The sequence below is a fragment of the Endobacterium cereale genome (assembly GCF_009617585.1).
Lineage (GTDB): Bacteria > Pseudomonadota > Alphaproteobacteria > Rhizobiales > Rhizobiaceae > Neorhizobium > Neorhizobium cereale.
The window spans coordinates 138,000-164,421 of sequence record NZ_WIXI01000048.1; the positions used below are offsets into that span (position 1 = coordinate 138,000).

Consider the following 26,422-nt stretch of genomic DNA (forward strand, 5'->3'; position numbering starts at 1 on the left):
CGGTGACGGTGACGGTAAAGGTGGCAAAGGACGTGCCGCCCTTGCCATCCGACACCTGATAGGTAACCGACGAGGTGCGGGTCTGGCCCGCGGCAAGATCCACAAAAGCAGTGCCGGGATTAAAGACGGCCTGACCGTTTGCGCCGATCGTGAACGTGCCGCCGCCGCTGCCGGCAACCGCCTGCGCAACACCGGAAGCCGACCCGTTGACCTGCACGACGGAGAGCGTGTCGCCATCGACGTCGGTATCGTTGGCGAGAACGTTGATGGAGGCCGTGCCGTTGGCAAGGATGCTGGCCGCATCATTGGCGGCGACCGGCGCATCGTTGACCGGAGTGACGCCGACCGTGACCGTATATTCGACGGACACCTTGCCGTCGCTGACGCGGTAGGTGAACGTGTCGGATCCGTTGTAATTGGCGGCCGGCGCGTAGGTGAACGTGCCGTTGGAATTGATGGTGACAGTGCCGTGAGCGGGCGCGGTGCCACCTGCGGAATAGGTCAGCGTATCGCCATCGACATCCGTTGCCGTCGGCAATGTTCCGTTGAGGGCCGTATCCTCGTTGGTCGTGTAGCTGGCATTGGAACCGACAGGCGCGTCGTTGACCGGATTGACGGTGATGACAGACGTGTCGGTATCGCTAAGCGCACCGCCGGAACCGGCATTGCCGCTATCGTTGGTGACCATGGTCAGCGTGACACTGCCATTGGCATTGAGCGCCGGCGAGAACAGCGGACGATTGGCGGAAGCCAGATATGTGTTGATGTTGGCAAGCGTGCCGGTGAGCGTGATCGACGCGGTACCGGTGCCCGTAACAGAAACGCCACCTGCCGTATTGGCCGCTAGCGTGCCGGAAGACACACTCAGCGTCACGGTGATCTGGCCGGAGCCGGCATCGACATCCGAGACCGAAATACCGGTCAGCGCGAAGGATGTATCCTCATCGGTAACGAATGTGCCCGGCAGGTTGTTGACCGGCGCATCGTTGACCGCCGTGACGTTGAAAGTGATCGTATTGGGCGACTGGTCGGTGTCGATGCCGCCATTCGCGGTGCCGCCATTGTCGCGCACCTGGAAAGTGAAGGCGGAAAGCGCCGTACCGTTGGCATTGGCAGCCGGCGTGAAGACAAGATTGCCGAGGCTGCCCGCGGCGATGAACTGGCCGGCGGTGACGGCATTGCCACCCAACGTCAGCGTGCCGTTCGCCGGCAGGGTGGTGATTACCACGCCGGCAAGCGCATTGGCCGGATTGTCGTTCGGATCGGAAAAGCCGAAATCGGCGGTGCTGAATGTGTAGCTGCCGTCTTCCGCGATCGTCACCGTCTTGTCGGCGCCGGAAGGTGCGTCGTTGACCGGCGTGATGGTGATGGTGGCGGTATCGATATCGGTCAGCGCCGGGCCGCCGGTATTGCCGTTGTCATTGGTGGTCATCGTCAGCGTGACGCTGGCGACCGAATTTGCCGCTGGTGTGAAGCTTGGGCGATTTGTGGCGTTGCTCAGATAGTTGTTTATCGCGGTCAGCGTGCCGGACAGCGTGATCGTGCCGGTCGTGCTGCCGCCGACCGTGACGCCATTCGCCGAGGTCGCGGTCAGTATGCCGGAACCGACCGAAAGCGTGACCGTAACATCGCCCGTACCAGCATCGGGATCGGCGATCTGCAGGCCACCGAGAGAAAGCGCATTGTCTTCCAGGACGGTGAAACCGGCCGGCAGGGTGTTCACCGGCGGCTTGTTGACGGCAGCGACCGCGACCGTGACGGTGGCCGTTTCCGTCGCGCCGCCGGAGGTGACGGTATAACTGAAGGTCGTGACACCGGCATAAGCGGTGTTCGGCGTGAAAATGAGCTGGCCGCCGGCTGTCAGCTGCACCTGCCCATTGGCCACGGTGACGGGTGCGCCACCGACGGTGATGGCAAGTCCATTGACGGCGGTGACGGTGCGCCCGGCATTTTCAAAACTGTCATTGGCGAGCACGGAAATCGCGACAGCCGTATTTTCGGCCGTGGAGGCCGTGTCATCGACGATATCGGCGACGCCGGTGACCGTGACCGCGATATTGGAAACAGTCGCGGATCCGACCTTGCCGTCGGTGGTGGAAATGGTGATGCCGCCGGCCGCGCCGTAATAATCGGCGGTCGGGGCGTAGCTCGCGCCTGCAAGGGCTGCGTTGATGGCCGCCTTGGTGCCGGTGAAGGTCATCGTCGTATTTGACGTGCCGGTGCCGGTGGTGAAGGTCAGACCGGCAATGCCCGACAGAGAGAAGGTACCGTTTGCCGCGGTGATGGTGACCGTCAGGTTGGTATCATCGACATCGCCGACGGCAATGGCGTTGCCCGCTCCGGAGGAAAAGACCAGCGTGCCGTCCTCGGTCATCGTCTGGCTGCCCGGCACGGTATTGACCGGCGCATCGTTGACCGGCGTTACATTGACGGTGACAGTCGCCGTTTCGGTGACGCCGCCAGACGTGACCGTGTAGGTGAACGAGGTCTGGCCGTTGAAATCCTGCGCCGGCGTATAGGTGATCGTGCCATTGGCATTGAAGGTGACCGTGCCCTGCCCGACCGGTGGCTGAGTGACAGATGTGAGGACGGGTGTGCCTTCAAAATTGTCGGCCGAACCGCCGCCGAGACCGGTAATGGCGTTGAAGGTGATCGGCGTATCTTCGAGCGTGGTTACGGTATCAGCGACGATATCGGCAACCGGCGTAATGGTCACACCGATCGTATCGGTATCGCTGGTGGTGCCGTCCGAGGTGACGACGGTGATCGTGTCGGCGCCGTTATAATCGGCGTTCGGATTGTAACGAAGGCTGGCGAGGACGGCATTCACTGCAGCGGCGCTGCCGCTGATGGTGACCGTGCCGCTGTTGTTGTTGCCGATCGTCGCGCCACCAGCAGCGGTGACGGAAATCGTGCCTCGGGTGACGCTGACCGTTGTCGTCAGCGTGTCGCCATCGATGTCGGTAACGGAAATGCCGCCAATGGCAAGTGAGGTGTCTTCGGCCGTCGTCTGCGCGCCCGGCACCGTGTTCACCGGTGCGTCGTTGACCGCCGTGACTGTGACAGTGACATTGGCGGTTTCGCTGACGCCGCCGGAGGTGACGGTGTAATTGAATATGGCCGTGCCGTTGTAATCGGCGGCCGGCGTAAAGGTCAGCGTGCCGTTAGCGTTGAGGCGAACCGTACCGTTCGACACGGCAACCATGCCGTTGACGGCGATCGACGTGCCGTTGATGGCGGAAATGGTGCGATTGGCGTTGGTGAAAGTGTCATTGGCGGCAACGTTGATATTGACGGCGGAATCTTCCGCAGTCGTCGCCGTGTCGGCAACGATATCGGCGACCGGCACAACGGTAATAGTGCTGGTATCGACATCCGTCAGGCTGCCATCGCTGCTGGTCATGGACAGCGTGACCGAACCGTTGAAATCGGCAACCGGATTGTATTTTGGCGCGGATGCTGAGGCAAGATAGGCGTTGATGTTGGCAAGCGTGCCGGTCAGCGTGATCGTGGCGCTGCCCGTGCCCGAGACGGTTACGCCGCCGGCTGTGGCGGCAGACAGAGTGCCGGAATTGACCGCGAACGTGACCGTCATCGTGCCCGAACCGACATCGGGATCGGCGAGCGTGATGCCGGACAGCGTCAGTTGCGTATCTTCGTTGACGCTGAAGGTCGCCGGCAGGCCGTTGACCGGTGCGTCATTGACCGGAACGACAGACACTGTCGTGATGGCCGTATTGGAATTGAGCGCACCGTCATTGACCGTCACAGAAATGCTGCGCGGGGTGGAACCAGGATCGCTGGAGGCTGAGCGATAGAGAACCTGCTGGAGCGCCGTCTGGTAATCCGCCTTGCTGGCGGAACCGGACAGGGTCAGGCGGGAATTGACGGAATCGTAGCTGGCGGTGATACCGGACGGCAGCGAACCGTTCACAAAAAGGACGTCGCCTGCCACTGCATTGGTGATGGTGATCACCGCCGACGCCATGTTGGCATTGTCGATATCGATGATCGACACGTCGGTATCGACAACGGATACGCCCGCGCCCTTTTCCGTATAGCTGGTGGCAAAACCGGTGCCGGCACCGGACGCATCGAGATCGAGCACCGGCGCGTCGTTGACCGGGGTGACGGTGATGATGCTGGTATCGACATCCGAAAGCGTACCGCCGGAGCCGGTATTGCCGCCATCACTGGTGGTCATGGTCAACGTGACATTGCCGTTGAAATCGGCGACTGGCGTGAAGGCCGGACGCGTGACGGCGCCGGCAAGATAGGCATTGATATTGGCGAGTGTGCCCGTAAGCGTCAGTGTCGCCGTGCCCGAACCGGTGACGGTGACGCTGCCACCCGCCGTAGCAGACAGAAGGCCGGAATTGACGGAGAGCACCACCGTCATCGTGCCGCTGGCGGCATCGACATCTGTAATGGACAGACCGGCGAGGCTGAGCGCCGTGTCTTCCGCCACCGAGAAGGTGGGCGGCAGGGTGTTGACCGGCGCATCGTTGACCGCCGCGATGGTAATCGTGCGCGTATCGATATCGGTGAGCTGACCGCCGGAACCCGAATTGCCGCCGTCATTGGTGGTCATCGTCAGGGTGACGGAACCGTTGGCATTGGCGGCCGGGTTATAGAGCGGCACTGATGCCGAAGCGAGGTAAGCGTTGAGATTGGCGAGCGTGCCGGTCAGCGTGATGGTCGCCGTACCGGAGCTGGAGACCGTGACGCCGCCCGCATTGGCGGCGCTGATCGTGCCGCTACCGACGGACAACGTGATTGTCATCGTGCCGCTGCCGGCATCGACATCGGCAACCGACAGTCCGCTCAGCGCGACCGCAACATCCTCGTTTGTATTCCAGCCAGCACCCGGCAATGTATTGACCGGCGCATCGTTGACGGCTGCGACATTGATGGTGACGGTCGCGGTTTCGAGCACGCCGCCGGAATTGACCGTGTAGGTGAACGTCGTCTGGCCATTGAAATTGGCAGTCGGCGTATAGGTGATCGTGCCGTCGGCATTGAAGGTGACAGTGCCCTGGCCTGCCGGTGGCTGGGTGACGGCGCTGACGAACCGGGCCGGGTTGGCAAAGGTGTCGGCGGTGGCGCCGCCGGTTCCGGTCAGCACGTTGAAGGAGAGAGGCGTATCTTCAGTCGCCGCAATCGTGTCGTTGGTGGCGTCGGCCACCGGCGTAACGGTAATAGCAACGGTATCCGTATCGCTGAGGGCACCGTCCGAAGTGACGATGGTCAGCGTGTCGGAACCGTTGAAATCGGCATTGCCCTGATAACGCAGCGAGGCGAGCACGGCATTGACCTGCGCCAGCGTGCCCGACAGCGTGAGATTGGCGGTACCGACACCGGTCACCGTGCCGGAATTGGTGACGGTGGGCGACAGGATGCCGTTGCCGACCGTCAGCGTCACGGTGACATTGGTGCTGTCGACATCACCGACCTGCACACCAGGGATCGCCGTCATCGTGTCTTCGAGGACAGACTGCGCGCCCGGCACGGTGTTGACCGGCGCATCGTTGACGGCAATGACGTTGACGGAAGCAATCGCCGTGTTGGAATTCAGCCCACCGTCATTGACGGTCACGCTGATATTGCGGGTCACCGTCGATGGATTTTCGGACCCAGACGAATAGCGGATCTGTAGCAGGGCTGCCTGGTAGGCGGCATTGGAGGCGGAACCGGAAAGCACCAGCGTGAAAGTCGCGGGGTCGTAGCTCTGGATGGTGATACCGCTTGGCAATGTCCCGGCGACGGAAAGAAGGTCTCCCGCCTGGCCATTGGTGATCTGCACCCTGAGTGACGCCATGGTGGCGTTGTCGACATCGGTGATGACCGTGTCAGCTGCAGCGATGGCAATGCCCGTGCCGTTTTCCGTGTAGCTGGTGGAATAGCCGGTGCCGGAGCCGGCTGCACTCAGATCAAGGGTCGGAGCATCATTGACCGGATTGATGGTGATGGTTGCGGTGTCGGTATCGGTCAGTGCGCCGCCACCGGTATTGCCACCATCATTGGTGGTCATGGTCAGGGTGACGCTGCCATTGGCATCGGCCACCGGCACATAGACGGGCGCCGAAGCGCTCGCGAGATAGACATTGATATTGGCAAGCGTGCCGGTCAGCGTGAGGATGCCCGTGCCCGAACCGGTCACTGCGACGCTGCCGCCTGCGGTGGCGGTCAGCGTGCCCGTGGGCACCGACAGGCGGACGGTGATCGTGCCGGAGGCAGCATCGAGATCGGTGACGGCAAGGCCTGTCAGCGCGACGCTGGTATCTTCATTCGTTGTCCAGCCGGCCGGTATGGTGTTGACCGGGGCATCGTTGACGGCCGTGACGGCAACGGTGGCAACAGCCGTATTGGAATTGAGCGCGCCATCGCTGACGCTGACGTTGATTGAACGGCTGGTGGCGCTGCCGCCATTGGTCGGATTATCGGATGTGCTGGAATAACGGATCTGTGCCAGATAGTTCTGGTAATTGGCCTTGGTGTCGGATCCGGTCAGCGTCAGCGTAAACGTGGCGGCGTTGTAGGAAACGGTGATATTGCCCGGCAGGGCCGACGCCATGGCGAGAACATCGCCCACCTGACCGTTGGAGATGACTACCGTGGCCGAGGCGATATTGGCATTGTCGATATCGATGACGCTGGTATTGGCGGCCGATGTAATGGCGACGCCGGTGGCGTTTTCGGTATAGGACGCGGCAAAACCTGTGCCGGCCGCCGAACCATCGAGATCGAGGATCGGGGCGTCGTTGACCGGATTGATGGTGATCGTGCGCGTGTCGGTATCGGTCTTGGTGCCGCCCGTGCCGGTGTTGCCGAGATCGCTGGTGACCATGGTCAATGTCACCGCACCGTTCGCATCGGCGACGGGCACATAGACGGGTGCCGATGCACCGGCGAGGTAGGCGTTGATGGCGGTGAGCGTGCCCGTGAGCGTGATCGAATTGCCCGAACCGCTGACGGTGACGCCACCGCTGCTGGTTGCCAGAAGCGTGCCGGTGCCGACCGAGAGCGTGACCGTCATTGAGCCCGTACCGGCATCGGGATCAGCGATAGACAGGCCGGTCAGCGTGACATTGGTATCTTCATTGGTCGTCCAGCCCGCGGCCGGCAGCGTGTTGACCGGGTCGTCATTGACGGCAATGACGCTGATCGTGGATGTCGCGATGGGCGAGGAAATCGCGCCGTCGTTCACCGTGACGTTGATGACGCGGGCAGTCGTCGACGGATTGTCGCCGGAATTGGAAAAGGTGATGTTGCGGATTGCCGTCGCATATGCGGCCTTGGTGGCATTTCCCGTCAGGTTGATGGTGATCTGGCCGGGCGTCGACGTATCGATGCTGCCGGTAATTCCGGCCGGCAGGCTGCCCAGCGCAAGCAGGTCTCCGGCCTGCGCATTGGTGAGCACGATACTGGCGGCGCGCATGTTGGCGCTGTCGAGATCACGCACGCTGGCGGCGGCGGCCGCGATATTCACGCCCGCGCCATTCTCGGTGTAGGTGGCCGAATAATTGTTGCCGGAAAGAGCATCGACATTCGTCAAGGCGCTGATCGTGTCGACGAAAATGTCATCCGTGCTCGGCGCAAGGCCGAGCAGGCCGCCGGTGGAAACGTAACTGAACACCAAAGCGCCCGACGCACTGACCGTCGACGGCAGGTTGATGGTCACGGGTGTCCGTGTCCATGCGGTCGTATTGACCGCCGAAGCGGCAACGGTCGCCGGTGAGCCACTTGCGCCGTTCAGATAGGTGATCGTCGCGGTATTGGGGTTCCCACCAACAACACCGGTAGAAATACGGGCATAGACCACGCCTCCGATGGAGATTTCCAGCGTGGCCGGCGTAGTGTTGTCGGTCGAAAGACCCGCCACCGAGTTGTTGCTCCAGCCAACATCAAACGTCAGCTGTGTCGCGCCCGAAGGTGCAAGCCCGTCATTCCAGCCGGAAAGGCCCGTCTGCGTGATCGTGCCTGTCGCCCCGGAATTCTGCCAGGCGAAGCCGTTGTTGACGATGCTGCCGGTACCGGACACCGTCCATCCGGTTCCGCCGGGGTTGGCACCATTGCCGACGATTTCCTGCGAGACCGTGCCGGAGTTCAGATCGATGATGGGACCAACGGCGTTATAGCCGAAATCTGCGCTAAGCACCGTTGTTCCGACAGCGCTGGCATTGATCGCCTGGGTCGTTGCGGTCGTCGCCGGTGCGGTGCCGAGAGCAGCGTTTGTATCGGTCACCCGCACGACATAACGGCCGGGCAGAACGCCGGTGAAAAGATAGGCGCCATTGATATCGGTCGTATCCGTGGCGAGAACACGTTCGCCGGCATCGGCAACACCGTTATTGTTGAGGTCATCGACCAATTGCACGGTGACACCGGAAATGCCGCCATCAATGCCGGTTTCGAACGTGCCGTTACCGTTGTTGTCATCGAAGACGATGTCTCCGATGGAGCCTGTCGGCGGTGTCCAGCTGGCGGCATCGGCGATCGGCGTCGACAGCGCCGTCGAACCGTTGGTGGTGATCGTCAACGCCGAACCGATGGTCGCACCCGTCGTGGGGTTGAAACGCTGGATGATTGGTGCGCTGCCGGTGTTGATCGCACCGACCACATAGGAATTGCCCGCCGAATCATTGGCACCCTGTGACGCGCCCGGGTTGGCGTAGGTCGTCCCGACCTGCACACCCGTGGCAAGGCTGTAACGGTTGATTCCGGCAGTGGTGACGCTGAGCAGGTTACCGTTGGCGGCGTCGATGGCGAAATCACCCCAGTCGGTGCTGGCCAGATTGGAGCCGAAAGTCGCAACACCGGCAAGGCTCTTGCCATCCGCCGAAAATGTCAGACGCCAGATCTGGGCGTCACCGGCTCCGGACTCGATGCCGAGATAAAGCGAGCCGTTGTAAAATGCGGCCGCACCGCTGCCGACGCCGCGCGTGCCGATGGTGACATTGGCGATAGAGCCGTTGCTCGCCAGATCGTTGTCGATGAGAATATGGGTGTTGTTGATGAAATCGTAGGCGAACAACGCCCTATTGGTGCCAACGGAAGCCGAATCCGTATAATAAATTAAGCCGTTGGTCTGATCGACAGCCAGCGAGTTGATCGTGTCGGACATGCTTATACCGCCGACGGTAGCGGGAACGATGGTAATTGCCGTCGCCTTGCCGGTGGCAAGGTCGACGCTGTAGATGGTCCGTTCGGAAGAGACGAGCACGGCGCCGTTGCCGACAGAGGCCTGAACGTTGAGCAGTTCGGCATAGTGTTCCTGCGCGTCCGCAGACACCACCGATCGGGTCGTGACTTCGCCGTAGCGATATTCCAGCGTCCAGTCACCGCCCTTGTATGCTGACCCTGTCGCATCGTCCGATGCCGCGATGTCGGCGCCGGTCTGATAGCTCATCATCCGCGCGGCGCTCTCACCGAGTTCGCCTCGAGCAAAATCACAGCCGTAGATCAGGATATCGGCATCTTCGGCAAGCGAGGACCGCAAGCTCTGAAGGTCTTCGGCATACTCATCGGCCATCGATTCGACCGTGAGCGTCGCGGTGCCGAGATAGAGCCTGCCCTCGTCACCATGGGAGATGATGTGGATGGACTGGATATTGTCCATGCCACGCAGCGCTTCGGCAAGCTGGTCCACCCCATCGCGGCCCTGCTCCAGCACGATGACGTCGAAATCGCCTTCGATGCTGCCCAGAAGTGATTCGTAATCCGGAACGGAACTATCGACCACCACGACCTGCCGGCCGGCGGCAGAGCCGGGCGCCTCCGTGGGTTGTGCGCCCACATGCGCGCCTTCGGCCGCAGCCGCCAGCGCGCGTGCGAGCGCATCGCTGTCGCGCGTGTCGGACGCCGCCCTTTCGGTGGCTTCATGCGCTGCGGATTGGTCCTTGTCCTGAGCATGTTCGACAGTCGCCGCGCCAGCCGCATCAAACGCAATGCGCTGCTCAAGCTCCATCAGCATGGAGCCTATGCGATCCTGCCCCCTCGCCTTTTGTGTTTTTGCCTTCTTCTTGGGAAGAGGCTTTTTAGGGCGAGTGAAATGCTCGTTCATGACTTACCTTCCCGCGCAGAAATGGTCCGGATACAACGTCCGGGTTTTGCGCCGGCGGGCCCGTGAGCCCGCCTGACATCAGCGATCGCATTAACCTGATCCGAATATTAGGATTCAGTTGTTTACCAAATTACAAACAGCTACTATTAATTTTAGCAATACATGATGTTTTAGAAAACCCGTATTTTTCTGGCACATCACGCAAATGGGAACCTCAAGCTCTCATCCTTCACGGGAGGATTTTTCATGTCCACACGTTCATATTCTCTAATATGTTAGCGTCTTATTAATCATATTCGTAAATCTTAAATCAGCCCTGGGTTTTCACTCTTCACCTTCGACCGCGTCTAGGTTGACTTGTCGTTGGAGATGATGCGCGCGGCACCCGTCAAGATTTGAAGATGGGGATTTTTGCGGGTCGTAATTGAGGTGCAGTGGTGAAGTTTCCGTATTTATGGATTGTCCCGGTCAGTTTGATTGCAGTTGGTTGCTCGGTGAAAACCGATCCACTCAAGGCAGAAGCCAATGTCTCCTTCGCCGATGACAAGCTGGTGAGGGCCACCGCCTATCAGGAGCCCATCACCGGTTCGATAGATCTTTACGAGGCCATGGCGCGGGCGCTGAAATACAACCTGGATACGAAGGTCGAAATCATGGAGGCTTCGCTGAAGCTTCGTGAAGCCGATCTCGTGAGCTACAGCGCGCTGCCGAAACTGGTGGCCGGCGCCGGATATGCCGGTCGTGATGAGGGCGACCCTTCGACACCTTCGACCCGCGATCCAAATGTGCGTACAGGCGACCTGACCTTCTCCTGGAACGTTCTCGATTTCGGGCTCTCCTATGTCCGCGCCAAGCAGGCAGCCGATCAGGCACTCATTCAGGAGGAGATGAAACGCCGCATCGTCAACAAGGTGATCGAGGATGTGCGCACCGCCTACTGGCGAGCTGCCAGCTATCAGCGGCTTGTCGGCCGCATGCGGGCACTCGAGGGGCGGGTGGCGCGGGCCCTGCGCGAGACACGCGGACTTTCCGGCAGCGGCGAGGCTTCGCCGCTCGTTGCTTTGACGTATGAGCGCGAACTCATTGAAGTGAAACGTGAAGTGGAGCAGCTCGAAGGCGAATTGAAGGTTGCCAAGAGCCAGTTGGCGGCACTGATGAACATCACACCCGGCACCGAATTCACGCTGTCACTACCCAAGCGCAACAATCCGAAGCTGAGCGTTCCTAACGATCTTTCGGCAATGTACCGCATCGCCGCCGCCAACCGTCCGGAAATGCGCGAGGTTGCCTATCGCATGCGCATCAACGAGCAGGAGGTCAATGCCGCCCTGCTCGACATCCTGCCGGGGTTCAGTGTCTATGCCGGAAACAATTACGACAGCAACGACTTCATCACCGATGCGAACTGGGCATCATGGGGTGCCAAGGTAAGCTTCAACGCGATGAAACTGTTTGCGCTGCCGGCTACGAACAGGAAGATCGAGGCGGAAAAGGAAGTGCTGGATGCACGTGCCTTGTCGGTTGCCATGGCCGTGATGACGCAGGTCCATATCAGCCGCGCTCGCTTTACCCATCTCAACAAATCCTATTCGACGGCGGCAGCCCTTTCCAACGTCTCGCACCGGATTCTCAACCAGGTGCGGGCGGAAACCAAGGCGCAGAAGACCAGCGAGCAGATCCTCATCCGCGAGGAAATGAACGCGCTGGTGGCCGACGCCAAGCTCGATATGGCCTATGCCGACATGCAGAACGCCTACGCCAATGTCTATGCATCTCTTGGCGTCGATCCATTTCCACGCGGCCTGACCACCAAGGAAAGCGTCGCCGAGATTTCCACCCGCATGAAGGCGTTGTGGAACGAGGGCGGCGGCGCAGCCGTCATCCATGTGAGCGCACAAACAGCAGGTATCCAGTAACCGGGCAGAGGTCGATCATGACCGATCGAACGTATTTTTCGAACATCGGATCGCGCCAGCAGTTTTGCGGTGCGATTTTCGCCGTTTGTCTTTTCGGGTCATTTTCGGCGATAGGTTCCGCACTGGCGCAGGCCGGAAACGAGACGCTTCGCGGCATCGTCAAGCCGGTTAACGAGGCGATGATCGCCTCTGACCTGACGTTTCCGATCCGTTCCCTGCCTTTTCGCGAAGGCCAGAGTTTTGCCAAGGGCGATACGCTGGTGGAATTCGAATGCGGTGATCTGGCCGCACAGGTAAAATCGGCGGAAGCAATGTTTCGCGCCGAGCAGATCACGCTGGAAAACAACCAGCGCCTGGCCAAATCCCGTGCGGTCGGCAATTTCGAGGTCGATCTTTCGCGCGCCAAGGCAGATCAGGCCGCCGCCGAACTGGAAGGCTTTCGCTCAAAAATGTCACGCTGCGTGATCCGTGCGCCCTATGACGGACGCATCGCCGTAATGCGCGCGCATGCGCATGAAATCCCCGAGCCGAACCAGCCGATGATGCAGATCGTCAGCCAGTCGGATCTGGAGATCGAAATCCTGCTGCCTTCCGACTGGCTTCGCTGGCTGAAACCGCGCAGCCGTTTCAGCATCCGCATCGATGAAACGGGAAAAAGCCTCGGTGCGGAAATCGTGCGCATCGCCGCCGTGGTCGATCCCGTCAGTCAAACCGTGAAAGTAACCGGACGTTTCTGGAATGGCGCCGAGGGCGTGTTGCCCGGCATGAGCGGCGCAACCACGTTCGAAGACGTGCCGGCGAGCGAGTAGGCCCATGGAGTTCAAGATCACCCCGAGCCCGGACCAGTCCGGCGGCGCCCAGCCACTGTCGCAGACAGGTAGTGCAGCGCCGCGCCCGGCCGGCAATCCCAATGCACGCGGACAGACACAGGCTGCGGCCGATGGCACAGCCAAAGCGCTCGATTTGCTTCTAAAGGTCGAAGCGGAAGCGCGACAGGCGCAAACCGTGGGTGAGCTGGCGTTTCTCATCGCCAACGAAACCATGCGCCTGACCCGCTGCCGGCAGGTTTTTGTGATGCAGGGGCGATCCGACGTTTTTACCGTGCGGGCGGCAAGCTCGATCGGTGCCGTCGACCGCAATGCGCCACGCATCCGTTGGGTGGAGGCGATCATTGCCGACCTGCAGGCGGTGAAGGGTCTGCAAGCTCCCAATGCCTTCACCCTTCCGGCACATTGCCCGCCCGGAGATACAGAGCACAAAAGTTTTCCCTATCGGTTCATGAACTGGCAGCAGTTTGCACTTCGGGACGGCAAGGTTTTCGGCGGCATGCTGCTCGCCCGCGAAACAGCCTGGAGCGAGGTCGACACGCTGATTTCCCGCCGCCTGGCCGACACCTATGCGCATGCCTGGGCGGCACTGACCGGTGAGCGAAAGTTGCGGCGACGTCTGAAGATCAAGCCGCCTCTGGCGGCAGCCGCCATCGCAACCGTGGCGCTGGCTTTCGTGCCCGTGCCGATGACGGTTCTGGCACCTGCCGCCGTGGCACCGATCGGACCGGCCGTGATTGCCGCACCGCTTGATGGCGTGATCGATACCATTCTCGTCAACCCGGACCAGCGCGTGACGAAGGGCCAGCGACTGGTGCAGATGTCCGACGTGGTGCTGCGCAACGAGCTGGCGATCGCCGAACAGGATGTGCGGGTGGCGCAGGCCAAGCTGATGCAGGTAACGCAGGGCGCAGTATCAGACCCGCGCCTGCGCGCCGAACTGGCGGTGACACGTAGCGAACTCGCCGTCGCATCGGCAAAACGTGATTATGCCGGCGACATGCTGGAACGTTCCGACATCCGCTCCCCGGTGGATGGCGTCGCGATCTATACGGACAAGCGCGACTGGATCGGTCGGCCGGTCACGACCGGCGAGCGCATCATGGAAGTCGCCGACCCGTCGCGCATGCAGTTGCGCATAGACGTGCCGGTCGCCGACGCGATTGCCGTTGCGCCGGGCGCCAGCGTGCGCGCCTTTCTCGATTCCGACCCGCTACGCCCGGCGAAAGCGACAGTGGTGTCCGCGTCTTTCGAGGCTCGCATGGTGGAAGGCGACAAGCTGGCCTATCGCATCTATGCCGAACTGGAAGAATTGCCGCAGGGCATGAGGCTCGGCATTCGCGGCACCGCGCAGGTTTATGGTGATCGCGTCTTCCTCGGTTATTACCTGTTCCGCAAGCCGATCGCTCTGATGCGGCAGAAATTCGGATTATGACGGGCGCCACGCAAACGCTTTCGCTGCCGGCCGGCGTGCAGAAAATGGCTGGCGGCAAAGCGACGGGTGGCCCGGCTGCGCCAAAAGATATTCCGCTGCCGCCGATCCGCGAGGACCTGCAGATTACCCGCGGTGGCGTCAGCTATTCCGGCGCACCGACCTGGGTCGTGCTCGATCCGTTGCGCAACAAGTTTTTTCGCATCACCTATGAAATGTTCCAGATTCTTTCCCTCTGGAATGCGGCGCGCACCGTCTCGAACCTGATCAAGGCGGTCGATACACGTTTCGCCAATACGCTGACCGGAGAAGACATCGTCTCCATCATCCGCATGCTGGAACAGAACATGCTGCTGTCGCAGCCTGCAACGAGTTCTTGGCGCAGCCTGCATGAGCGCGCCAACAAGAAACACTCGCTGTTCATGCGGGTGATCCACAACTATCTGTTTTTCAAGATCCCGCTGGTGCGCCCCGATCGCTTCATCCGCGCCACATGGCCTTCGGTATCGCTGCTGTTCAGCCGCGGTTTCGGCATTGTGACACTCATCGCAGCGGCGATCGGCATCTATCTGGTGTCACGGCAGTGGGAAGATTTCGTCGGCACCTTCCCCTACATCTTTTCCCTTGAAGGGGCGGCCGTTTCACTGGTCTCGGTCATTCTGATCAAGTGTCTGCATGAACTGGGCCATGCCTACGTGGCGCATCGCCACGGCTGCCGCGTGCCGACCATCGGCATTGCCTTCATGGTCATGGTGCCGCTGCTTTACACCGATGTCAGCGATGCCTGGAAACTGACGTCACGGCGTTCGCGGCTGCGGATCGATTCTGCCGGCATCATGGTGGAACTCGCGGTCGCTTCTTTCGCTTTGTTGCTCTGGGCGTTTCTTCCAGATGGCGTGTTGCGCAGCGCCGTGTTCGTGCTGGCTGCGGCCGGCTGGATCATGAGCCTGATCGTCAATCTCAACCCGTTCATGCGGTTCGACGGTTATTACATGTTCGCCGACCTTCTCGGCGTCGAAAACCTGCAACCGCGGGCCTTTCGCCACATGCGCTGGCGCCTGCGCGAATTCCTGTTCGGAGTGAATTATGCACCGCCGGAAGCCTTTCCAAGGCGGCTCGATGCGACCCTGACGATCTATGCGGTGGCGACCGCCATCTACCGGATCGTGCTCTATCTCGGCATTGCTCTTCTGGTCTATCACTTCGCGGTCAAGATCGTGGGTATCATGCTGTTTGCCGTCGAAATCGGCTTTTTTCTCATCCGTCCCGTGTGGATGGAAATGAAAGAATGGTGGTCCATGCGTAACGACATCCTCGCCAGCCGGCGCACCTATGTCAGCTTCGGCATATTTGCCGGCCTCATCCTCCTCGCCTTCCTGCCGCTTTCCACTCAGGTGAGCGCCCCTGCCATGGTGCTGCCGCGCGAATTCGTGCGGCTCTACCCGCAAGAGCCCGGCCGGGTGGAAAAAATCGCCGTCATCAAGGGACAGTCGGTCAAGGAAGGCGACGTGATGTTCGTGATCGATGCACCGGCAGTCGATCAGGAAATGCGGATCGTCGCAGAAGAGATAAAGCTTGCGCAAAGAAGGCTGGCGCGTGTCGGCGCCAACGCGGAAGACCTTGCCGCCCGGAGTGTGCTTGAAAGCGAGCTTGGCGGGCTTTCCGCTCGCGCCAAGGGTCTTCAGGAGCGTGAGGGACAGTTGACGGTGCGTGCGCCGTTCGATGGCCGGATCAATGACCTCAACCCGGATGTTCACGAGGGGCAATGGGTGTCGCGCTCAGACCAGCTTGCCTTTCTTTCCTCCAGTGCCGGCACAGTGGTGCGCGGTTACGTGGGTGGCAACGAAGGCCGGCGACTGGCGCAGGAGGCAAGCGGCTGGTTCGTTCCCGACGATGTGAGCGAACCGCGACTACCAATTGCGTTGACGGCCCTGGCGCAATCCGGCGCGCGCGAGATCGATATTCCGCAGCTGACCTCACATTTTGGCGGTGCGATTGCCGTGCATCCGCCAAGTGGCGGACGGCGGCAGACGCTGGCGCCGGTGACGGCTGAATACGGTGTGACGGCCGCGGTGCTTGGAGAGGCTGAATTGCCGGAGCGTTCGCTTCAGGGTGTGATGGTACTGGATGCCACCGGAGAGAGCTTTGCCGCAAGCGTATGGCGGCGGGTTGTTACGGTCGTGTTGCGCGAGGCAGGCTTATAAGCATGGTGCGCAAACTGTGCGGCAGTTTTGCGATAAACACATGCATCAACCAGTCAAAGCCCTTCCTTTAAGCGGTATCCGACACCGGTTTCGGTAAGAATATATTTCGGCTGGTCCGGCATCTCTTCGATCTTCTGGCGCAGCTGACGGACATAAACTCGCAGATATTGCACATCGGTCGGCTCGCCCCATACGTGTTCCAGCAGGAAACGATGGGTCAGCACCTTGCCCGCATGCTGCACCAGAACGCGCAGAATATCGTATTCCTTCGGCGACAGCTTTACTTCGTTGCCCGCCACCCTGACGATGCGCTTGACCAGATCGACCATCAAATCGCCGGTCTGGAAGACAGGTTTTTCGCCCTGTGTCTGCAGCCGGTGGCGCAGTGCCACGCGGATGCGCGCGACAAGCTCATTCATTCCGAACGGCTTGGTGATGTAATCGTCCGCCCCCAGTTCAAGTGCCTTGACGATGCCGGCCTCATCGGTGCGGCTCGACAGGATGACGATCGGCAGGTCCAAACCCTCGGCTCGCCATTTTGCCAGAAGGTCGTGACCGGACATATCCGGCAGGCCAAGATCGAGCAGGATCAGATCCGGCTTGTCGGTCTTGGCAAGTTCGATCGCCACCTTGGCATTCATGGCTTCGCTGATCGCATAATCCTGCGTCGACAGACCGACGCGCAATAATTTGCGGATCGGCGGCTCGTCATCGACGATGAGGATGCGCACGCTCGACTGCATCATTTGATCTCCTCTGAAATCGGCGGCTGCGCGGCAATCGGCAGGCTGACGGTAAAAATGGCGCCGGAACGATCCGTGCGATTGGCAGCCTTGATGCGCCCGCCCACGGCCTCGACAAAACCACGGCAGATGGACAGACCAAGGCCGGTGCCGGCCCGCACAAAGTCGCCTTTGCGGACCCGGTAAAAACTGTCGAAGATACGCTCGAGATCATCCGAAGGAATGCCCGGACCTTCATCGATGACCGCAAGCTTGACATGATCGCCATCCGACCAGCCGCGAATTTCGATCATGGTGTCTTCCGGCGCGTATTTGGCGGCGTTATCGATGAGGTTGAACAGAACCTGCTCGAGCAGGACGGCATCGACCCTGACCATGGGCAGATCAGGCGGAATAGAGGTTTTCGTTTTGTGGCCGGCAGTGATTTTGCCGGCGCGGTTCAACGCCGTTCCGACAATATCTCCGGCAAAATGCAGGGCGTAATTCGGTTCCATCGTGCCGGATCCCAGCCGCGTCATGTCCAGAAGATTGACGATGAAGCGGTTCAGCCGTTCGGATTCATCGATCACCGTCGAAAGCAGTTCCAGCCGTGCCTCGTCATCCAGATTGGCATGAAAATCTTTGAGCGTACCGGCCGACCCCATGATTGAGGCGAGCGGCGTTTTGAGGTCATGCGAGATGGAGCTCAAGAGCGCGCCACGCAGCCGGTCGGTCTCCGCGGCCAGCCGGGCGCGATCGACATCCGAAACGAGTTGCACACGCTCTATGGCCAAGGCCGCCTGATCCGACAGCGCATCGAACAGGCGCTGCTGTTCCGGTGTCAACAACGGCCCCTGCCGGTCATTATCGAGCCCGATCACGCCGACCGCGCCCCGGCCGGTGGCGAGCGGCAGATAAAGGCGCTTTGCCCCCGGCAAGGTATCGGCCGCGCGGCCAGCGGGGCGATTGTGTTCCCACGCCCATTTGGCAGCCGCGATATCCGCATCCACCAGCGTGTCATCCGGCGGATAGCCGGCCTTGACGACGATCTCGCCGGCGTCCGGCAGCAGGATGACCACCCGAACTTTCAGCATCGAGGCAATCTGAAAGGCGGTGGCCCACAACACATCGTCCAGCGTGCCGGTACCCGCCAGTTTTCGGGAAAACAGGTAAAGGTCTTCGGTCGTCTTTGCCCTCTGACGGGCCGCGCGGGCCTGTCGTTGCACGGCGGCCGCGAGGTTGCTCGCGACGAGCGCCACACCCAGAAAGAAGACCAGCGCGACGACACTTTCAGGATCGCGGACGGTGAAATTGTAGCGCGGCTCGAGGAAGAAGAAGTTGAAGCAGAGCGCTGCCAGAACCGAGGCATAGATGCCTGCCGCCAGGCCGCCTTGAACGGCCGCAGCCAGCACGGCCATAAGAAAGACCAGGGCGAGATTCTGAACCGCCAGAATCTTGTCCAGCAACGTGCCGACACCCACGGCGAGCGCCACAAATGCAGTGCCGCCAAGATAGGAGAGCCAGCGAAACGGTGCTGGCGGCGTTGCCGTGCGCACGCCGGTTGCCGCCGGATGGACCTGCTGCCCGGAGATCACATGCAGGCTGATATCGCCGGCATAACGGACCAGATCCTGCGTGACTGAGCCTTGCCACAGTTCCAGCAATCGCGACTTGCCCGAACGACCAGTGACGATATGCGTGAAATTGTTGGCACCGGCATAAGCGATGATTTCAGCCGCCACCCGCGAACCCGGCAGCGTGATGGTTTCCGCCCCGAGCTGCTCGGCAAGCCGCATGGTAGCCGCCAGACGGTTTTTTTCTTCCTCGCTGCGCATCGCGTCACGCGGCGTTTCCAGATGGAGTGCTGCCCATGGAGCACGCAGTCGATCGGCCTGTCGGCGGGCATAACGCACCAGACCGGGCCCATCTCCGTCATGATCGAGACAGACCAGAACACGCTCGCCGGCCGCCCACGGACCCGAAATGGCATGCGCACGCATATGGTTGAGCAGCTGGTCATCGACGCGCTCGGCCGTGCGGCGCAATGCCAGTTCTCGCAGCGCCGTGAGATTACCGGGAGAAAAATAGTTCTCCGTCGCCCGCCTGGCCGTCTTCGGCATATAGACCTTGCCGTCATGAAGCCGCTTGATCAGGTCGTCGGGCGTGATGTCGATGATCTCGATATCGTCGGCCCGGTCGATCACGGAATCCGGCACGGTTTCGCGCACACGGATACGAGTGATCTGGGCCACCACATCATTGAGGCTTTCGACATGCTGGACATTGAGCGTGGTATAGACGTCGATGCCACGGGACAGCAGTTCCAGAACATCGAGATAACGTTTTGGATGCCGGCTTTCTGGTGCGTTGGTGTGGGCCAGTTCATCGACCAGAACCAGCGAAGGACGCCGGGCCAGGACGGCATCGAGATCCATCTCGTCGAGTGTCTGGCCGCGATAATCGATGATACGGCGCGGAATGATTTCAAAACCGTCTACCAGCGCCATGGTTTCGCGACGACCATGTGTTTCGACGACCCCGATGACGACATCGATACCATCGGCCTGCCGGGCACGACCGGACATCAGCATTTCATAGGTCTTGCCGACGCCGGGCGCAGCGCCGAGAAAGATTTTCAGGCGGCCACGCCCCTCCTGCGCGGCGCGCTCAAGAAGCGCATCCGGGGACGGGCGTCGGTCGCCGTCATCGAGGGCCATCACATGTCTCCGGGCACGCAGTCGCCATTTTCCCGACTGCGTGAAATGCTGTTTCAACAAACATAGATGGCTTGGACGCGATAGGAAATCGAGTGGACTGCGGCGGCAAACATATAGGAATTTTATATATGCCGCCGCCCCCCACACTCAGCCCAGCATGTCGCGAATAGTACGCAGGAAAACACGAGACCCGGTGTCGATCAATTCATCGGGGAAATCGTAATCCGGATTGTGCAGGCGCGGATGGTTTTCGCCTGCGCCGAGAAAGAACATCGCCGATTTCGAGACATGGCCGAACAGGCCGAAATCTTCCGAACCCTTCATCGGCACAAATCCGTCGCCGTCGTCATAGGTCACACCTTCTGCATCCATGGCTGCCTTCAGGTGCGCAACGGCCGTTTCGTCGTTTTCGCAATGGTGAAAGACGTCGTGGTAGGTGATGCCGAGGTGAAGGCCGGCCGGCAAGGCTACGCTTTCCGCCAGTTCTTCCGCCTGGGCGACGAGCGCCGCCATGCGTGCATCGTGCAACGTGCGCAAGGTCACCCAGATTTCCGCGTAACCCGGCGCGATGCCGAAGGCGGGTTCACCGATACGGGCATGGGTGAGCGTGACCAGCGAAAAATCCAGGCCGACATGCGTGCTGCGGTTGGCACCGAGGCCGGGCAGCTCGGCGATCAGTTTTGACGCCGCCGGTGCCGGCGAGATTCCGTCTTCCGGGCAGGAAGCGTGTGCCGTCTTGCCTGTGAGTTCGATGCGCATGCCTCGTGACGCGCAATTGACGTGACCCGCCATCAGCGCCACGTGACCGAGCGGACGGCCCGGCATATTGTGCAGCGAGAACGAAAAATCCGGCTTCAGCGCGGCAAACTTTTCGTCGGCAATGACGGCAGCGGCTCCAGCACCGTTTTCCTCGGCCGGCTGGAACATCAGCACGACGCGACCCTTTTGCGGACGCTGGCGGGCGAGATCACGAGCAACGGCGACAAGTGTCGTCATGTGGCCGTCATGGCCGCAGAGGTGCCCCTTGCCGATAATTTCCGACTTGTAGGGCAGATCGGTCAACTCCTCGATCGGCAGTGCATCGAGTTCGCAGCGCACGAGTACGGTCGGGCCTTCTTCCTGACCGGCATAGACGGCGGCAACGCCGTGTCCACCGATACCCGTGACAATCTCGTCCGGGCTTGTCACCGACAGCGCTTCGACGATCAGTTTGGCGGTTTCGATTTCTTCGCCTGAAAGCTCCGGCTGGCGATGCAAACGATGGCGAAATGCCCGCAAATCCTCGAATTCCGCTGGTGTCAGATACATTGTTCCGCCTCTTCTATTTCCCGGTCTTTCATCGATGACTATACCCCTCACCTGAGGCTTTCAATGCGCTTTTGGCGGTGCGTCATGACGCCATGATCAAGCCGAGTTGAGTTTCCTTGCGCGAGCGGCGACCTACATTGGCGGTGACCGACAGGAAATGCTGGAGAGTGTCCGTGCCCCGTAACCTTGCCATTCGTTTTGCCGCTTCCGCCACTGCCGTGATGATGAGCCTCTCTTCACCGGTGTGGGCGCAGGAGCAGCCGCCGCAAAGTGATCAGGTGGAAACGACACAGGAAAAAGAGGGATCATCACCCGGCATTTTCAGCCTGATCCCGGCCGACTCGACGACGGATCATGTGCTGAAGGTCGGCGACACCGACCTGCCCTATACGGCGACGGCCGGTATGCTGGACCTGATCGGCCAGGACGGCAACCGCACGGCCAAAATCTTCTACACCGCCTATGTGGCGAAGGACCGCAAACCGGGCCGCCCGCTGACCTTTGCTTTCAATGGCGGTCCGGGAGCGGCCTCGGCCTATCTGCATATGGGACTGGTCGGGCCAAAAGTGCTGGAATTCGGTGAGACGGGTGACAACGGAACGACGCCGAGCCTGAAAGACAATCCCGACAGTTGGCTGGCCTTTACGGACCTCGTGCTGATCGATCCGGTCGGCACCGGCTGGAGCCGGGCCGCCAGCGATGAGGCGGCCAGCAATTTCTACAAGGTGCGACAGGATGCCGAAAGCCTTGCCAAGGCGATCGCGCTCTACACCCAGCGCAACGACCGACTGGATGCGACAAAATATCTGCTGGGTGAAAGTTACGGCGGGTTTCGCGCGGCGAAAGTGGCGGCGGCATTGAAGGACAGCCAGAGCATGCTGGTCTCCGGCGTCGTCATGCTATCACCATTTCTGGAAGGTCGTTTTCTAGGCAATTCCGACGATCCGTTGACGTCAGCGCTGCAGCTGCCTTCGCTGGCGGCCGCAGAGATGGAGCGACGCGGAACATTTACACCGGGCGGCATGAAAGAGGCGGAAAGTTTTGCCATGGGTGCCTACCTCACCTCGCTCGCCGGTGCGCGACCGAGCGGCAGCGCCGCCGACGGGCTGTATAGCCGGCTGGCGGGCATGACCGGCATGCCGAAGGATGCGATTTCCCGCAGCCGTGGTTTTCTCGGCGATATCTATGCCAAACAGATGGCCGGCCCCGGCAAGGTGGTAAGTCCCTATGACGCGTCTTACGCGGTGCCGGATGCCTATCCGGAAGTACCGTACAGCCAGAACGACGACCCGATCCTCGATGGTTATACGCGCGCTTACGGTTCGGCTTTCGCGACCTATGCCCGCAACGAGCTCGGCTTCAGAACGGATATGACTTATTCGCTGTTAAACACCGAGGTTAACCGTCGCTGGGAATGGAACGGCAATCGCGGCGGCGATGCACGGGCACTCGCCAGCGCTTCCACCGACCTGCGCGATCTTCTTTCGGTTATTCCGTCTTTCAGGCTGATGATCGCGCATGGCTATAGCGATGCGCTGACGCCTTATGGTGTCAGCCGATATGTGATCGACCATATGCCAACGGAGCTTGCCAACGGCCGGACATCGCTAAAAGTCTATCGTGGCGGGCACATGTTTTACACCCAGATCCCTTCACGGCAGGCGATGGCGGCGGATGCCCGCGCCTTTTATGAACCGAAGGCGACGGAGTGAACAGCGCGCCGGTTTTGGAATGCAATTGAACGATCACATCGCCGGCCTCTGGTCGGCGACTTTTCTTTCAGCGATCACAATGAAACGACACATGCCCGCATCAAGACATAGTTGTAAATAATTTAGTTGTCATTTCATCGAGACTTATTGCGGATAATCGTGTTTTCATCGATGATTTCGCGGACAATGAAATTTAATATTTTTATTTTTAAACATATAGATAGTTTATTTTACCTCATTCCTAATTTGACTTTCGTCAGTCAAAATCAACGCGAACATAAATTTTCATACTCACATCAATTGACAACTATCTCTCAACGCGCAATGTCTTGAACAGCAATCGGTGACGGGGAGGAGTCTCGTAGCCGACCTGCGGGAGATAAGGGCGCACCTGATGCGTCATGACGGCTGATCACGCCACGCACAGATTTTTCTCCCGCATGGATTCACGTCCGCCCACATCGGCGGATGCAGGAACGATCGGGAGCGCCATGAACGACAGCATGCATGTTTTAACGACCAAGGTCCTGCCGCAGGTGAGCGCATGAGCATCGTCGTCGCCACCACCTCGCCCGGTTTTGGCCGCCATGGCCGCCTGCCGCAAATGCTGGAAGAGACCGGCTGGGAAATCATCCGCTGCGTTGACACGAGCCTGCCGGATGGCGGACTTTCAAAACATATCGAACGCGCCGATTTTCTTGTCGCCGGCCTGACCTCGGTGACATCGGACAGCATTGCCAATGCGCCAAAACTGCGCGCCGTGTTGAAACACGGGGTCGGCACAGACAGTGTCGATATCGCCGCCTGCACAGAGCGCGGCCTGCCGGTCACCAATACACCGGCGGCCAATGCCAATGCGGTGGCGGAACTAGCAGTCGGCCTGATGTTTTCGCTCGCCCGCAACATTGCGCAGGGTCATATGAGCGTCGTCTCCGGCGGCTGGGACCGCAAGCCCGGCGTGGAAATTTCCGGCAAGACCCTCGGCATCGTAGGGCTTGGCAATATCGGCAGGCTTTTGGCGACAAAGGCGATCGGCCTCGGCATGAGCGTTGTCGCCTCCGACCTCTACCCGGATCGGGCGTTCATGGCCGAAAACGGCATCGAACTGCTGGACCTCGACGCACTGCTGGCGCGCTCCGACTATGTTTCGCTGCATGTGTTCGGCGGCGCCGATAATTCGGCGCTGATCAATGCCGAAAAGCTGGCACTGATGAAACCGTCCGCCTGCCTGCTCAATCTCGCGCGTGGCGAGGTGGTGGACAATGATGCGCTGGCCACCGCCATCGAAGCCGGCAGGCTGAAGGGTGCGGGCATCGATGCGTTCGTCACCGAGCCACCGGATGTGTCGCATCCGCTGTTCAAGCTGCCAGGCGTGGTTTTCACACCGCATAGCGGTGCCGACAGTCTCGAAGCTTTTGAAAATGTCGGCCTGATGGTTATCAGCGACATAAAGGATTTCATTGCCGGCAACCGCCCTGCCCGCGTGCTCAACAAGGAGGTTTATGAGCGATGACCGAACCACGTTACGCCGCCGCCGATCTTTTGGCACTCGCCCGTGCGCTGTTCACAAACGCCGGCCTTGAGGCCGACAAGGCCGAAGCCGTCGCCACCTACCTCGTCGAAGCCGATCTCATGGGTCACAGCACGCACGGATTGGCCTTGGCCGGCTGGTATCTGCAGGGCATCGCCGATGGCGTGGTCACCAGGACCGGCACCTATGAAGTCGTCAGCGACAAGGGACCGGCCGTATGCTGGCAAGGCAATCGCCTGCCCGGCGCTTGGCTCACATCGAAAGCCGTAAAACTTGCCACCGAACGCGCGACAAAATTCGGCACCGCCACGGTCGTCATCGCCAACAGCCACCATATCGGCGCGCTTGCCGCCTATCTGGAATTGGCGACATCGAAGAACATGATGGTCTCGGTCGCGTCGTCTTCACCGTCTGGCGGACAGGTGGCGCCATTCGGCGGCTTGAAGGGCGTTTATACGCCCAACCCGGTCGCCTATGGCATCCCGACACCCGACGGACCGATGCTGATCGACATCTCCGCCTCGATCACCACCAACAACATGTCGCAACGGCTGATCCGCGAAGGCCGCCAGTATGAGCATGACTGGCTGATGGATGCTGAGGGCAATCCTTCGCGTGACCCCAAGGTGCTGGATCAGGGTGGTTCCCTGCTGCCGACGGGTGGTTTCGACCATGGCCAGAAGGGTTATGGCATGGCATTGCAGGTGGAGGCGATCACACAGGGCCTTGCCGGTTACGGCCGTGCCGATGCGCCCAAGGGCACCAATGCAGCCGTGACCGTGCAGGTGTGGGACCCGGAAGCCTTTGGTGGTCGCGATGCGTTTTTGCGGCAGACCGGCTGGCTGGCCGATGCCTGCCACGCCACCCCGCCACGGCCCGGCGTCAGCCGCGTGCGCCTGCCCGGCGAGGCAGCACTTGGCCGTAAGAAGACGGCGCTCGCAGACGGCGTCCAGCTTTATCCAACCATCATAGGCTCGATTGAGCCGCATGCAGAGCGGCTGGGTGTCGCGATGCCGAAACCGATCTGAAGCATTTCAAGGCGCGGGCCGAGCCGCCTGCGCCTTGATGAAATCGATGAAGGCCCGCAATGGGGCCGGCACCAGCCGCCGGCCCGAATAATAAAGGAACGGGCCGGGAAACCGCTGGCTCCAAGGCTCCAGAACCTCCTCCAGCGCACCGCTGTCGAGATGCGGCTTCAGCCAGCCGTCGAATATGTAGATGATGCCACTGCCGGCAATCGCCGCCTCGATTGCCAGTTCTATCGCTGCACCGGGCTGGACGATCAACGGACCGGTTGGATCGACGCGAACGATTTCTTCCCCCTGTTCGAATTCCCATGGCCCCATCATCGCGCCACTGGCAAAACGCCCACGCATACAGGCGTGATCGAGCAGATCGCGCGGATGCTGCGGCCGACCGTGACGCTCGAAATAGGCGGGCGAGGCGGCAGTCACGAAACGCTGGATGCGCGGGCCGATCGGCACCGCGATCATGTCCTGCTCCAGCCGTTCGTCGTAGCGGATACCGGCATCACAACCGGCCGCGATGATATCGACAAAACTGTCATCGCTGACAATTTCAAGCGTGATATCGGGATAGGCAGCCAGAAAACCCGGAACGATAGCCGGCAGAACCAGACGCGCCGCACTGACCGGAACATTGATGCGCAGCACGCCGGTCGGCGTATCGCGATAGCCGTTGACGACATCGAGCGCGGCCTCCACTTCCGACAGTGCCGGGCCAAGACGCTCCAGAAGCCCCCTGCCCGCTTCGGTCGGCACCACGCTGCGGGTAGTTCGGTTGAGAAGCCGCACGCCGAGTTGCGTTTCCAGCCGCCGCACCGCTTCGCTCAGACCCGATGCGCTATAGGCACTGCTGCGGGCCGCATCGCGAAAACCGCCAGCACGGGCAACGGCCACGAATGCATTGAGATCTCCCAGATCGGTTTTCATGCCCCGTCCCATTGTTCGAAATTCCGCACAACTCGTGC

At 60.7% G+C, this 26,422-nt stretch carries 12 protein-coding genes (1 of these 12 running past the window's edge); 7 read left to right on the plus strand and 5 right to left on the minus strand.

All coding sequences use genetic code 11. From position 1 onward, the window contains the following. Nucleotides 1-10,063 carry the 5' portion of an Ig-like domain-containing protein gene (locus GAO09_RS21040; RefSeq protein ID WP_153357073.1) on the minus strand. It extends 18,047 nt beyond the left edge of the window, so 10,063 of the gene's 28,110 nt are visible here — the first part of the coding sequence; its start codon is at nucleotides 10,061-10,063; the stop codon falls past the left edge of the window. 494 nt (nucleotides 10,064-10,557) lie between these two features. Here GAO09_RS21040 and GAO09_RS21045 point away from each other — a divergent pair, with 494 nt between their 5' ends. The 4 genes from GAO09_RS21045 to GAO09_RS21060 are packed head-to-tail and all read left to right on the plus strand — an operon-like array spanning nucleotide 10,558 to nucleotide 16,442. Then, nucleotides 10,558-11,979 carry a TolC family protein gene (locus GAO09_RS21045; protein ID WP_324184853.1) on the plus strand — a complete coding sequence of 474 codons (1,422 nt, stop codon included), beginning with the start codon at nucleotides 10,558-10,560 and terminating at the stop codon, nucleotides 11,977-11,979. A gap of 17 nt (nucleotides 11,980-11,996) precedes the next feature. Further along, nucleotides 11,997-12,788 carry an efflux RND transporter periplasmic adaptor subunit gene (locus GAO09_RS21050; protein WP_153357078.1) on the plus strand — a complete coding sequence of 264 codons (792 nt, stop codon included), beginning with the start codon at nucleotides 11,997-11,999 and terminating at the stop codon, nucleotides 12,786-12,788. Nucleotides 12,789-12,792: 4 nt separating this feature from the next. Then, nucleotides 12,793-14,241, plus strand: coding sequence for an efflux RND transporter periplasmic adaptor subunit (locus GAO09_RS21055; RefSeq protein ID WP_153357081.1), 1,449 nt, complete (start codon nucleotides 12,793-12,795; stop codon nucleotides 14,239-14,241). Then, nucleotides 14,238-16,442, plus strand: a complete 2,205-nt coding sequence (locus GAO09_RS21060) for a site-2 protease family protein (RefSeq protein ID WP_235938360.1) — start codon at nucleotides 14,238-14,240, stop codon at nucleotides 16,440-16,442. The genes GAO09_RS21055 and GAO09_RS21060 overlap by 4 nt, the downstream gene beginning before the upstream one ends. Nucleotides 16,443-16,495: 53 nt before the next feature. Here GAO09_RS21060 and GAO09_RS21065 read toward each other — a convergent pair whose 3' ends face one another. The 3 genes from GAO09_RS21065 to GAO09_RS21075 form a co-directional block, all read right to left on the minus strand. After that, complete coding sequence (locus tag GAO09_RS21065; RefSeq protein ID WP_153357084.1) at nucleotides 16,496-17,188, minus strand: response regulator transcription factor; 693 nt, start codon at nucleotides 17,186-17,188, stop codon at nucleotides 16,496-16,498. Next, nucleotides 17,185-19,881 (minus strand): sensor histidine kinase, encoded by a 2,697-nt coding sequence (locus tag GAO09_RS21070; protein ID WP_153357087.1) that lies wholly within the window; start codon nucleotides 19,879-19,881, stop codon nucleotides 17,185-17,187. Before GAO09_RS21070 ends, GAO09_RS21065 begins: the two co-directional genes overlap by 4 nt. A gap of 147 nt (nucleotides 19,882-20,028) precedes the next feature. After that, nucleotides 20,029-21,189 carry an amidohydrolase gene (locus tag GAO09_RS21075; protein ID WP_153357089.1) on the minus strand — a complete coding sequence of 387 codons (1,161 nt, stop codon included), beginning with the start codon at nucleotides 21,187-21,189 and terminating at the stop codon, nucleotides 20,029-20,031. A gap of 221 nt (nucleotides 21,190-21,410) precedes the next feature. Between GAO09_RS21075 and GAO09_RS21080 the strand changes: the two genes are divergently transcribed. From GAO09_RS21080 to GAO09_RS21090, 3 genes are all read left to right on the plus strand, one after another. Next, complete coding sequence (locus GAO09_RS21080) at nucleotides 21,411-22,901, plus strand: S10 family peptidase (protein WP_153357570.1); 1,491 nt, start codon at nucleotides 21,411-21,413, stop codon at nucleotides 22,899-22,901. 544 nt (nucleotides 22,902-23,445) lie between these two features. After that, nucleotides 23,446-24,414: a phosphoglycerate dehydrogenase gene (locus GAO09_RS21085; protein WP_153357092.1), complete on the plus strand. Its 969-nt coding sequence runs from the start codon at nucleotides 23,446-23,448 to the stop codon at nucleotides 24,412-24,414. Then, on the plus strand, nucleotides 24,411-25,460 hold the full coding sequence (locus tag GAO09_RS21090; protein ID WP_153357095.1) for an Ldh family oxidoreductase: 1,050 nt from the start codon (nucleotides 24,411-24,413) through the stop codon (nucleotides 25,458-25,460). Before GAO09_RS21085 ends, GAO09_RS21090 begins: the two co-directional genes overlap by 4 nt. A gap of 6 nt (nucleotides 25,461-25,466) precedes the next feature. Here the strand turns inward: GAO09_RS21090 and GAO09_RS21095 are convergent, their stop codons facing one another. After that, nucleotides 25,467-26,384: a LysR family transcriptional regulator gene (locus GAO09_RS21095; protein ID WP_153357098.1), complete on the minus strand. Its 918-nt coding sequence runs from the start codon at nucleotides 26,382-26,384 to the stop codon at nucleotides 25,467-25,469. Nucleotides 26,385-26,422: the final 38 nt, after the last annotated feature.

Coding starts and splice junctions, on each gene's coding strand:
- GAO09_RS21050 (WP_153357078.1), top strand. CDS start 11,997: ATGACCGATCGAACGTATTTTTCGAACATCGGATCGCGCCAGCAGTTT.
- GAO09_RS21055 (WP_153357081.1), top strand. CDS start 12,793: ATGGAGTTCAAGATCACCCCGAGCCCGGACCAGTCCGGCGGCGCCCAG.
- GAO09_RS21060 (WP_235938360.1), top strand. CDS start 14,238: ATGACGGGCGCCACGCAAACGCTTTCGCTGCCGGCCGGCGTGCAGAAA.
- GAO09_RS21065 (WP_153357084.1), bottom strand. CDS start 17,188: ATGATGCAGTCGAGCGTGCGCATCCTCATCGTCGATGACGAGCCGCCG.
- GAO09_RS21070 (WP_153357087.1), bottom strand. CDS start 19,881: ATGGCCCTCGATGACGGCGACCGACGCCCGTCCCCGGATGCGCTTCTT.
- GAO09_RS21075 (WP_153357089.1), bottom strand. CDS start 21,189: ATGTATCTGACACCAGCGGAATTCGAGGATTTGCGGGCATTTCGCCAT.
- GAO09_RS21080 (WP_153357570.1), top strand. CDS start 21,411: ATGATGAGCCTCTCTTCACCGGTGTGGGCGCAGGAGCAGCCGCCGCAA.
- GAO09_RS21085 (WP_153357092.1), top strand. CDS start 23,446: ATGAGCATCGTCGTCGCCACCACCTCGCCCGGTTTTGGCCGCCATGGC.
- GAO09_RS21090 (WP_153357095.1), top strand. CDS start 24,411: ATGACCGAACCACGTTACGCCGCCGCCGATCTTTTGGCACTCGCCCGT.
- GAO09_RS21095 (WP_153357098.1), bottom strand. CDS start 26,384: ATGAAAACCGATCTGGGAGATCTCAATGCATTCGTGGCCGTTGCCCGT.